Annotated in this window: 9 protein-coding genes and 1 CRISPR repeat array (1 of these 10 cut by a window edge); all 9 genes read right to left on the reverse strand. The window is 45.2% G+C overall.

Going from position 1 to position 12,291, the window contains the following annotated elements:
• Nucleotides 1-3,003: a CRISPR direct-repeat array (repeat unit 32 nt; unit sequence ATTTCAATCCACGCACCTACACGAGGTGCGAT); it begins 1,660 nt to the left of the window's first position.
• 180 nt (nt 3,004-3,183) lie between these two features.
• Nucleotides 3,184-3,474: a CRISPR-associated endonuclease Cas2 gene (cas2, locus tag A6395_RS15770; RefSeq protein WP_084813035.1), complete on the reverse strand. Its 291-nt coding sequence runs from the start codon at nt 3,472-3,474 to the stop codon at nt 3,184-3,186.
• A 9-nt stretch (nt 3,475-3,483) separates the two neighbouring features.
• Nucleotides 3,484-4,515: a type I-C CRISPR-associated endonuclease Cas1c gene (cas1c, locus tag A6395_RS10350; protein WP_071398948.1), complete on the reverse strand. Its 1,032-nt coding sequence runs from the start codon at nt 4,513-4,515 to the stop codon at nt 3,484-3,486.
• Nucleotides 4,512-5,171 (reverse strand): CRISPR-associated protein Cas4, encoded by a 660-nt coding sequence (cas4, locus tag A6395_RS10355; protein ID WP_071398949.1) that lies wholly within the window; start codon nt 5,169-5,171, stop codon nt 4,512-4,514. Before cas4 ends, cas1c begins: the two co-directional genes overlap by 4 nt.
• A complete protein-coding gene (cas7c, locus tag A6395_RS10360) occupies nt 5,161-6,015 on the reverse strand; it encodes a type I-C CRISPR-associated protein Cas7/Csd2 (protein ID WP_071398950.1) in 855 nt (284 codons plus the stop codon). Before cas7c ends, cas4 begins: the two co-directional genes overlap by 11 nt.
• Nucleotides 6,012-7,886: a type I-C CRISPR-associated protein Cas8c/Csd1 gene (cas8c, locus tag A6395_RS10365; protein WP_071398951.1), complete on the reverse strand. Its 1,875-nt coding sequence runs from the start codon at nt 7,884-7,886 to the stop codon at nt 6,012-6,014. The genes cas7c and cas8c overlap by 4 nt, the downstream gene beginning before the upstream one ends.
• Nucleotides 7,887-7,897: 11 nt before the next feature.
• On the reverse strand, nt 7,898-8,596 hold the full coding sequence (gene cas5c, locus A6395_RS10370; RefSeq protein ID WP_071398952.1) for a type I-C CRISPR-associated protein Cas5c: 699 nt from the start codon (nt 8,594-8,596) through the stop codon (nt 7,898-7,900).
• A gap of 15 nt (nt 8,597-8,611) precedes the next feature.
• Nucleotides 8,612-10,954, reverse strand: coding sequence for a CRISPR-associated helicase/endonuclease Cas3 (locus A6395_RS10375; RefSeq protein WP_071398953.1), 2,343 nt, complete (start codon nt 10,952-10,954; stop codon nt 8,612-8,614).
• Nucleotides 10,955-11,092: 138 nt separating this feature from the next.
• On the reverse strand, nt 11,093-11,737 hold the full coding sequence (locus A6395_RS10380) for a plasmid pRiA4b ORF-3 family protein (RefSeq protein WP_071398954.1): 645 nt from the start codon (nt 11,735-11,737) through the stop codon (nt 11,093-11,095).
• 89 nt (nt 11,738-11,826) lie between these two features.
• On the reverse strand, nt 11,827-12,201 hold the full coding sequence (locus tag A6395_RS10385) for a hypothetical protein (RefSeq protein ID WP_071398955.1): 375 nt from the start codon (nt 12,199-12,201) through the stop codon (nt 11,827-11,829).
• Nucleotides 12,202-12,291 lie beyond the last annotated feature (90 nt).

The following is a 12,291-nucleotide window of genomic DNA, read 5'->3' on the forward strand; positions in this document are numbered from 1 at the left end:
TCAATCCACGCACCTACACGAGGTGCGATTTGAATGTTGATCGAGAACCCGTTCGCCCCTTGTATTTCAATCCACGCACCTACACGAGGTGCGATGTCATACGTGCCTTCTGTGGTCGTCTCAACCTCATTTCAATCCACGCACCTACACGAGGTGCGATAAGCGGTTGACTAGCGCCGTGTCGTCCTCTTCGGGATTTCAATCCACGCACCTACACGAGGTGCGATGTGGTGCCTCCCGTGATGGTGAGGATGGTCTGGTTATTTCAATCCACGCACCTACACGAGGTGCGATGGTACGCGATGTCAAAATAGTGCGTCGGGTCGACATTTCAATCCACGCACCTACACGAGGTGCGATGATGTTGTACACCTTGATGACGTCACCTTGCTTATTTCAATCCACGCACCTACACGAGGTGCGATTTTCAAACACTTGGCCCTTGTTGTCGACGATTGATATTTCAATCCACGCACCTACACGAGGTGCGATTCTATCCGAAAGACGGAGAAGGTGCTTCGCAAGAATTTCAATCCACGCACCTACACGAGGTGCGATGGTTCGAGATGTTGATGCCCGTGTACTCATTGAGATTTCAATCCACGCACCTACACGAGGTGCGATTATCATGTAGGATGAGTACAACGTAACGAACGATATTTCAATCCACGCACCTACACGAGGTGCGATATCACACCTTAAATACGGCTGGGAGGTTTTACGATTTCAATCCACGCACCTACACGAGGTGCGATCGGATATCTGAACGAGCGTGACACGGCGGCGAAAATTTCAATCCACGCACCTACACGAGGTGCGATGAAGTTATTCGTCACCTTTTCGCCCATGAACATGATTTCAATCCACGCACCTACACGAGGTGCGATTATAACACGCGTCACAATACCCCTCCACCTCGTCATTTCAATCCACGCACCTACACGAGGTGCGATACAAGCAATCCTGTGCGCTCTAGCACGATGTCCTCATTTCAATCCACGCACCTACACGAGGTGCGATTCGCCGTTGATTGTCCCTTTGGCGTACCGGATGTTATTTCAATCCACGCACCTACACGAGGTGCGATCGCCCGAAGCCGGAGACACCGAAGCGCCCACGTTATTTCAATCCACGCACCTACACGAGGTGCGATACAAGCAATCCTGTGCGCTCTAGCACGATGTCCTCATTTCAATCCACGCACCTACACGAGGTGCGATTCGCCGTTGATTGTCCCTTTGGCGTACCGGATGTTATTTCAATCCACGCACCTACACGAGGTGCGATCGCCCGAAGCCGGAGACACCGAAGCGCCCACGTTATTTCAATCCACGCACCTACACGAGGTGCGATACAAGCAATCCTGTGCGCTCTAGCACGATGTCCTCATTTCAATCCACGCACCTACACGAGGTGCGATTCTGCCCATATTGCAAGCAACGCTCCTCCGATTGATTTCAATCCACGCACCTACACGAGGTGCGATCATAATCGTTTGCATAACCCCACTTTTCTTTGAAAATTTCAATCCACGCACCTACACGAGGTGCGATAAGTCACACGCAGAGCTCACGATGATCGGTGGGGCATTTCAATCCACGCACCTACACGAGGTGCGATCCGTCTTCATCCAATTGATTGGATATAGCTTCGACATTTCAATCCACGCACCTACACGAGGTGCGATGCGGAAAACCTTGCGACGATGGGCGCGCTCGCGATTTCAATCCACGCACCTACACGAGGTGCGATCCGATTTCTCGCACGATATCGCCGTATTGATACCATTTCAATCCACGCACCTACACGAGGTGCGATGATCATCGCCGCTTTTCGGCGCTTTTCTTTCGCATTTCAATCCACGCACCTACACGAGGTGCGATTACGGACAGCCGCTTCGAGGTGTGAAGGGATGACATTTCAATCCACGCACCTACACGAGGTGCGATTTTTGTTCGCGTGTATCCGAGGTGTCTGTCGTGTAATTTCAATCCACGCACCTACACGAGGTGCGATTAAACTCACTTCCACAACGACAATCCTCTTCACATATTTCAATCCACGCACCTACACGAGGTGCGATGCTACTCAAACTTTATCTGCAACTATCAAAGGAGATTTCAATCCACGCACCTACACGAGGTGCGATTGAAGCCAAAGTACGTGACTATCCACAACACATGATTTCAATCCACGCACCTACACGAGGTGCGATAGCGCTGGCTATCACAACTTCATCTGTTCTTTCGCTATTTCAATCCACGCACCTACACGAGGTGCGATAATAAAATTTATCTTTTAGTCTGATTGTCCGAGATTTCAATCCACGCACCTACACGAGGTGCGATTTTCAACTCCTGCAAACCCCCGTTAGTAGGGATATTTCAATCCACGCACCTACACGAGGTGCGATCCGTACACGACCATGAGCGTCTTCATGTTCTCATTTCAATCCACGCACCTACACGAGGTGCGATGCGCGTCCATATCAACGGTTACAAGGGAGACCCGATTTCAATCCACGCACCTACACGAGGTGCGATGAGCGTGCATTGATGGCTAGGGACAGCCACACGAAATTTCAATCCACGCACCTACACGAGGTGCGATTTCAGCGCGGTGGACGATGCCAAGTGGGAAATGATTTCAATCCACGCACCTACACGAGGTGCGATGCGCCCATCCTGTTGAAGTACCTGTAAACCTAGCGATTTCAATCCACGCACCTACACGAGGTGCGATACGCTACGTGTGACGAAAGGGACGGGGCTTGTGTCATTTCAATCCACGCACCTACACGAGGTGCGATTGGTCGCTTCGTCGAAATCTTGCGCGAACTGAATTTCAATCCACGCACCTACACGAGGTGCGATTGGTCGCTTCGTCGAAATCTTGCGCGAACTGAATTTCAATCCACGCACCTACACGAGGTGCGATCTCGAAGTCAGGGGGCAAACGATACGAGGAGGCGATTTCAATCCACGCACCTACACGAGGTGCGATAGCCGATTTAAGATCAAAAAACCGACTAATATAAATATAATAAACAATATCACCTATTTTTGTATTTTTAAGACTAGATTCATTGATCTTTTAAACACATACTCTACAAAAATCAGGTGCGAACCTCTCTAGAAAATGATGCTCACTACAACTTCGCACTCACTGAAAACACCTTCATCTTTAAAAAATGAGAGGTCCTTCCAAATTTAAAGATTCTTTCACTCCGTAGTGCTCTACTTTAGATGCATGTTGGTTCCCAAGTCTATAAAAACGAAGACTATCACGGTCTACGTCTACAATCTCTTGTAACCGCAATTTCAAGGTCGTAAATTCTGTCTGATCAACGATACACTCAAACACACTATTCTGTAAGCGTTGCCCGTATTGCTGACAAACTTTCGCTACTTGTCTAAGCCGCTTCGTGCCTCCGGGTGAAATAGTGTTCACATCATATGTCACTAAAACGAGCACATGCATCCCTCACTTGTATAGGAAAGTTGGATATTCTTCTAAATCTCCACGCAAGTGTCTAGCCAATAGCAACGCTTGCGCGTAAGGTACGAGTCCCCACATCATTTTTTCTTTTAAATAAGGATGCTGGATCATCTCCTGTTTTCTCTTCTGCCAGGCCGAGAGGAAGACTTTGCGTCCTTCTTCAGTCATGAGTACAGCACCATTTTCTTTTTGAACGAAATGCTTCGCTTGAATTACTTTCATATTTATTAGTGAAAGTACGAATCGATCCGCATAAATCCCGCGGAGTTCTTCCATCAAGTCAAGAGCCAGCGAAATCCGTCCTGGACGTTCCCGATGCAAAAATCCGACGTACGCATCGAGACCAACTGCTTCGAGTGCAGCGCCAGTATCGCGTGCCAACAAGCTATAGGCGAATGACAACATCGCATTCACGCGATCAAGTGGTGGTCTTCTCGAACGTCCTTTGAACACGAACTCTTCTTTCTGCTGAAGAATCATGTCATCAAAAAGTTGGTTATAATGAACCGCCACTTTCCCTTCAAGACCTCGTAGTCTTTCCAGATCTTCGCATTCACGAATTTCGATTAGTTTTTTCGAGAAATATGCGGAGGTTTCCTTAAAATGAGTAATGTCAATTCGCATCGGGTAGTCACGAGTCATCCGTTCGAGTATCCATTTTTGATTGTATACTTTTCCGAGAATAAAATTCCGAGCGAGTTTTACCGATTGAAGTTCACAGTCAGATTGTCGATACTGCGTTTTGCGTAACACGACATTACCTTTACTTTCTCCGATGACACGTGCTAAAAATCGACCGTTCTTTGTCATAAACGTTAGAGGCACATCGTTTTCGGCGCAATACCCCATCAATGCAGGACTAGCCCCGGTATATCCGAACGTAACGATTCCTTCAAGGTTATGGAGAGGTACTCGCCCTAAAACTTCGTCGTCTTTCTTTACTACTACATTCCCGCCATCAAGAGCAAGGTATGCATCCGATTGGTTCACGAATAGCGTATTCAACATCTTTTTCAATCCCGAAGTCTCCTCTCCATATACTCACTGACACTCTCTCGAACCATCAATTCTGGCAAGCAGATATTTTGGAGAGAACAACTTTTACAATGCGGTCCCGTTTTTACTTTTGGAGTATGTCGCCGCCTATAGTAGTCGTTCATTTTCTCAACGATCTCCCTAACTTCATGTTTCAAACTTTCCGATAGCAGTACCGGATGACGATGCTTCGTTTCATTGTAATAAAGATAACCTTCGGTGATTTCACATAAAAACATCTCTTCCAGACAGATGGCTTGTGCAGCCAACTGAAGTTCGTCTTCTTTTCCCACTTTCGGTTTCCCACGCTTATACTCAACGGGAATGGGTCGATACGTACCAGGGTTTCCATACAAAGAGACCCCTGCTGGATCTTGGACAAATTCAACGATATCGCACTGGCCGCTAACGTTTAACACTTCTGACTTAATTGCCATCCCTCGCACAATTAGTTTATCTTTCCGTTTTTCACGCGCGAACGGATCGTCCGCTTTTTTGTGCAAGTGTTGCCCTTCAATGGTTCGAGAATTCTCTTCCCATTGCTGTTCGATGTGGATGAGCGCCCACTGCCTCGGACAAAATTGAAAGTGTTGAATGCCCGACAACAACAAATAGGAATCGTCTTGTTTATAATCCATCCAACACTTCAGGTTCTAAGCCATCAAGTGGAGCAATATGAATTTCATAATCCGAAAAGTCTTTTGGCTCTTCTGTCGTCGGATTTACCGAAATGGAACGGTGCACTTTCGCAGACGAATATTGTCCTAATTTCGAACTATGTTCCCACCAATACACTTTATGAACCTCCATGCTTCCTTCAGGACGAGCGGAAGAAGCATCATTTTCAAACAGTGTAACAAGAACCTGTTTTAATTTTTCTGCATCTTCTTTCGTAAAATTCGTCTTTTCAGCAAGTTGAGTATTAATGCTCCCATTCAACACATATACTCCGTGATCGACGCGGTGTTTCATTCCCATTGTGTCAGAGCCACGTTCTTTTCCACTCTCAGAGTTCACACTTTTTGTAATCTGCATACTCGTAATATCAATCGGTGCAACGCTTGTTGCCGTATGAATAGAGACAGGTCCTCGCACACCGATCGACACCCCAGATTTTTCACCTTTGAACGCGAACACTTGGCCAAATGAACGCACGTCCATCCAAGTCGCACATGCTTCTTGAGCGAACTGGTCACCCATGCCTTTTCCTTTCATCAATTTCTTCAGCTCTTCATTTCCCTCGGCACGATCGCGTAGACTCTCGTAACTATCCGAACGACGGTCATTCGATTGTACAAAAATCGTCTCTCCCATATCTTGTAGACGGTTGCGAATTTTACGTTTGATGGCAACATCTGAAATCTCCCCGTAGCCATCATAATTTTGACGTGGACGATTTCCATTGAGTGGGTCTCCGTTCGGATTCGCTTTCGAAACAGATAACACAACAGTAAAATCGATTTTGTGGTCTAGTACGTTCATGCTTCAACACTCTCCTCTTTGGATGTTTGCGTTTCTTCACGCTTCTGATACAAATCATGTCGCTGACTGTAGAAACCTAATAAGTATTTGCCAGACAAAGGCTTATTCGTAAAATCACTCGGATCGATTTGTGCCCCAACCTCGTCAATTAAACGATTGATGTACGTTAATTTTGTTCCGAGCTTAGCCTGATACGGCTGAAGTGCACTTTGAATCGTCATCCACGTCCGAGCCGGATTTTGAGAAAATGCATTCATATAACGGATTGCATTTGTGGCACGTTTTTCATTCCCTAGCGCCCGACGTTCCAAATAATCAGCAAGTGCCAATAGCCGTCCAAACAAATAATCTCGATCTGTCATGTCTTGATTCAATGCCATGTTCATCCCTTCTTTCTTGTTAATCATCCCGCAGGCAATTTGTAGCGTTTTCTCCCATTCCCAGTTTTCCATACCAATCGGATTCGATGCTCGCTGAGTCAAACTACGTCGAATATCGTCCGGTACGCCACGTCCATCTACTACACAAGGAATCAATCGCTCGACAGTTGTTTTAATTAATTTTTCATTAGCACGCGGTCCGTAGGCCATCGTTGCAATATCGTTCAAAGCAGGTGCACCAATGAATACTCGTCGCTGCTTCTCGCTATCAAAGTAGGTGTACTCCCACGGGTGTTCTGTATGCCATGCTTCAAGTCGACTAAAGTATTGCTCTTGGTCAAATGAACGGTAATAAAGAATAGCCAAACGACCTGTCGTTGCCGCATCTAGTATTAAAATATTCACGGTTTGTCGAGGCAACTTTCTTTTATAACCGATTAGTGCGTCAGAAAATGCTCGTGCACCGTCCTGGTTCGTATCGAATACTTCTTTCTCCTCCACATCGTCAAACAATGCAGCAAGTGAGAAAGTCGAATCAACTGCACTTGGCATCTCGGTCGCTTGACTCCCCCAAACCAGAAAGACACGTTGATCAATCATTCTTCCTTGTCTTTGAATGAGCCATTTCAAAGCGTTATGTGCTTTTTGTGATACCTCGTAACTAATCGAGGCAGCTTCAGAAGATTTATCGAATCGACCTCGAAAAGTGAATCCGCTACTGTCATTTGCCGAAATGAGTTTAGCCTTGTCTCCAGCATTCCGAATTTTATTCGCGTGTTTCGTCGACCCAACTTTTTGTTGTCCAGTAACGAAACATAAGGTGGATTCGCCTGCCTGCTCGGCATAATAATCAATAAAGGATTGATAAAATTCAGGGTCTCGCCACGGCTCTTGGTTCAACTGTTCAGACGAATGGACATGAAAACGGATAAATGCCCCTTCAATCCCCCCTGTCACAACAGAGTAAATCAAAGGTTTCTCCTCTTTCTCTTTCCACGTCCATTTCAATGTCCCATCAGTCTCTGCAAAAAGCACCTTCTCGTTCACTAAATCTTGAATGAGTCGTCCCTTTTGCAAATACGAATAGATACTCTTCAACCGATCAAATCCATGAGAGGATTCAGACCATTTTTTTAAGTTATCGATATAAACCAGATGCGCATTCTCTCTTTTATACACCCCGCCAAATGCTTCATAGTCTCCAGCCACATAAGGCAATTTGTCATGTAACGGATACGGTGCGACGACACTCCCGGCTCGACTCGATGAATCTTCGGTACTTGGAATTAATGTGTTTCCGTTACCCTTCTCAATCACTTCAGCCGAATGGAATTCGCCAGTTGGCGTTATGTTGACAGTTATGTGTGCTGTTTGTGTCGTGTGAGAAATCGGGAGTAATGTGAACGTTTTGCCTGTCCAACGACTTTCTGGCTTACCTACTTCATCAAGATGTTGATTATACGTCTCGTATAGCTGTTGCCAAACACTCATGCCCTCACCTCCTATAGTTGTTCATGCAACAACTCTGCTGACTCAATATCATCTTCTGTAAATGTTTTCCCCTGCATTTTTTTAATCGGTTGGACGAGTGAACAGTCTTCTGGTCTTGTGAATGTGATCACCCCGTCTTTCATCACTGGTTGCCACAAGCGAACGGCAAGTTCATCGACACCCGTCTCATCTGGATAATTGAAGCCATGCACCATTGTCCCAAAGTGAAGATCAACTCCGTCATAGAAACCTTCTCCTTCATCAAATTCGATAGGCTCCACGTAGGCTTGACACTCTCTCGCCCCGAGGAAGATGTCTCTACGACCCCCGGCTTCAAGAGAGCGTTTTAAAATGGCATAGTGTTTTCCTTCATTTCGATCAAACGCCAAGTCCGGGCGATGTGAATTAAACTCAAAATGTGCTCGAACGTGATAGCACACATCGCGCAAGTACGTGTAGTGTGCTAAAGAGTTCCCACCGCCGTACTCAATTGGACGCATCCCTTTCGATTCCATCTTGATCGGATTCATGATTCGAATCGCATCGACGACCATGACAATTGTCGGTTTCCAATAAATCGATTCGACAATTCCTTTGATGGCTTGATACGTCGGAATTTGATAAGACATTTTTTCTCCGCCTAGTTTAGTCAGCGGATCCGTAAACAAGGCATAATTTCCGTAAACTTTAAACTCAATCGAATTTCGCATAATACTCTCCTTTCATCACATAAATAGACCTTGCATCTCAGAATCTTGCGAAAGATTTAAACCGTACTGTTCATCGTATGCCGATGGTTGGAGCACGAGCAATCTTCCTTCAAGTAGAGAAACAAGTCCTCCACTCCGTTCAAGTATTTGTCTTTCATGGTTATAAATGCTGATTGTGTATTGTTGAGACTCTTTTAACCACTTCCGCGCATCATCCCAGTTGACGTCACCATTCAACAGTGCAATCAACTCTTTTCCTTTGTCTCCATAAGGTACGAGTACGTCATCTGTCAGTTGCTCAATCACGTGAAAGTTGTCAGCCACGGTTCGATGACGAGCGACCAATAGTAGTGGCGTGTCACTCACTTGATGTTGATTCGCATTTCCTTTGAATAGCATAGGCGCAAGCGTTTCAGCCGAACCTTTTACTGGGTAATCTAAATCAACTTCACGGAGCTGATAAAATTCTTGAAAATATCGCTTCATCGCAAGCGGGGATAATAACTCTCCACCATAAGCGTTTGGATCTCGCTCTAGATCGACAACAAGCCGCTTTACAATTTCCTGTCCTTTTGCGATGTCCGTTAATTTAGAGACATTTTCCTCAATGTGATTAATTAAATAGACAGTTCGTCTTTCTACTTCACCATGTCGATTGCAACGCCCAGCCGCCTGTGCGATTGAATCAAGTCCTGCGAACGAGCGAATGACACACTGAAAACTAACGTCAACTCCCGCTTCAATCAGCTGGGTGCTAATACAAATCACTCGCTTACCGCTGTCGAGTCGGTCATTGATTTTTTTCAAAATGCACTTTCGATGAGCAGCGCACATCGATGTGCTCAAGTGATACACTTCGTCTTCAGAAAACGATTGTTTCAATGATTCATACAGCTTGCGGACAACCGTTTTTGTATTTAAAATGATGAGAACGCTTTGATTGGCGGCGGCTCTGGCTTCCACGAATAAACCGAGCCGATCCGTATCAAAGTCGTCTGAAACAACTTCAATCTCTGTTCGTTTGAACGCTTCAATCACCGTCGGCAAATCATGAATCATTTCTCCATCACTTGTTAACCGATGTTTCACAAAATCAAGTGCGGGTTGCGTTGCCGTACATAAAATCACGCTCGAACTTAGTCCATTTTTCAAGAAGTTCAGTGATTCATTAAATAGCGATACGCATTTGGTCGGAACTTTTTGCACTTCATCGAAAATCACTATTGCTTCACTTAGATGATGAAGACGACGCGTGTTGCGATTTCCTTTGGCGTAAAACGTGTTCAAGTATTGGACCATTGTCGTAAAGATAATCGGGGCGTCCCAGTTGTCTTTTGCTAAATTCAATTTCGCCTGTAGATTCATCTCATCTTCCGAAGCGTCATCTAACTGAACGACGTTCGAGTGGTGCTCGACGATTTCTTCAGTTTTTAAAACCGATCGCGCGACCTGAGCGTTCTGTTCGATAATTGTCGTGAACGGGACGACGTAAATAACTCGTCGTTTATGATAGTGAACAGCATGGTGAAGGGCATATCGAAGACTCGCTAGCGTTTTCCCTCCCCCTGTCGGAATCGAGAGCGTATAAATCCCACTTGGTTGCTTAGCATGTTGCATTGCTTGCTCTGACATTTTCTGTCGCAACGCGTTAATCGGAGAAACTTTTGACGAGGTACTCAATCCTGTTATATGTTGCTCTAAGCGCTCTTTGTAGAGAAACAGATTATCTATGAGGCCCGAATCGATTTTATTTTCCTCGAACTGTCTTGTATTCGTTCGATCGGCGTCAATCAAAATACTAAAGACTAATTTTGTAAGAAATGAGGAATTTGGTACTGTAGCACCGATCCGTTTCAAATAGTTCCATAATTGTTGATTGGCAACTTCAACGTAGTCATTGAAGTCAGTTTCTGAGATAACTTCGTCAAAGAATCGATGTTTACAAACCTCATACTCTTCGAGTGTTTTCACTTCTACTCGTTGAAGAAAAGGCGAGTCCTCACCCTGGACGTAATCATGAAGATTTCCGTGATGAGAGATGATCGCATTGCTTACAATCTCACCTAATAGTTGATTTGGTGATTTCCCTTTTAACTTGTCGAATAATAAGCGACCACCGGCCGTAGCATGGTCTACTTCTCCACGCCTCACCTTCTCACCCGACACAGCTCGGCGTATGTAATCTTGAAATGTGTCGCTGTATTTCCCCATATCATGAAGTAACGCCGCAAGACCACACACTTTCGAGAGTCCAAGTGGATTTCCCCATTGCTCAGCTAAACATTTTGCATCGAGCAAATGCTGACGAACGGACTGAATCTCTCCATCTTTAGCACGAACATGAGCAATAAACTCCATAACCTCATCCTTTCTTCAGCACTAAAAACATTCCACAAAACTGGTATACGCACCTTTATTTTATTACATTATTTTACTTTAGGTGGTTACTTTTTCTTTTAAGGTACAAACAAAAAAAGCGACTTTCGCCGCTTTAAATCATTTCACTCGCTTCACCGTCACATACTCTTTCAACAAAAAGTTGATGCGATCGACTTCATACGGCTCAACTTCTTTTCCTAACTCAATCATTTCTTCATGTTGCGGATGGTTCGGATCATTTAAAATCTCTTGCAGGTGTATGTTTCCAGCCATGCCACCGATATCCTCGAACGGCGTCTCGCCCTCCCACTCCGTCACCATCGGATGCGGGTGCGGATAATCGGCGATGACTTTCTCCAGAATCAGTTCATGTTGCCAATCGTCCCCATAGTCGTACGTGTAGTAGAGTGTTTGATCGGACTCGATGATACTTGGGAGCTTCACGTTTTTCATGTCCCGGACCGTTACTTGCTTGAACCGTTCCAATAGGTTCGTTTCAAATTCGCTCAGCTTTGACTGAGCCTTTAAATACGCGAGACGATCTTTGTGTTCATACACTTCTTCAGGATTTAACACGAAGCGGAACGTCGGGTTACGTAAATCGTCCTCGAATTTTGCTAAATGTGAATCTTCCCACCACATGACGAGTTGAATCGCGTCATGAAGCCGTTTGAAATTCGTCTCCGCCGGGATGATGAACCGGCGCCATACAGGGGTCGGACTCCCCAGCAATTTAATCTGGAATTGATATGCTGTAAACATGTGGTACCGCCTCTCTAAATCGATTGTTCTCGAACATCTGCCCGTCTCGGTTGCTCCGGGTCAAGCAACCGAATTTGTTGCTCATAATACTACTGCACCATATACTGACCTGCGACTGCAACTATAAAAAATAAGCCGAGGAGTGGGCGACCTAATAGAACCATGACAAATAAAATCAAACTTGGTAACATCATGAACAAAAATGTCCACATGTACTGACGACTAATCAATCGCTTGACGTTCGCCTCAGGCGCCATACTCCGCGCGAACTGACTCTCCTTATAATGGAGCCATCCCGTCACAACGATAGACAAGATAATCCCAATTCCGAGCCCGATATAAAACTGTCCGATTTGATATGCGAGTATAAACGTCAAAACGAGTAATAGAGCGAGACTAATTTGAGAACGATTTCGTTTCTGTTGATGCCGTTTTAGCGCTATAGCACGTTCTTGTTTATCCATTCCCCTCACCTCAATTCTAATCTACGACGCAAATTTGGATTATGTTCCCTTTTTAGCTAAAATTAATGATTGTGACTCTGAATAATATGG

The organism is Exiguobacterium sp. SH31, assembly GCF_001816105.1.
In the GTDB taxonomy this organism is placed as follows: Bacteria; Bacillota; Bacilli; order Exiguobacteriales; family Exiguobacteriaceae; genus Exiguobacterium; species Exiguobacterium aurantiacum_A.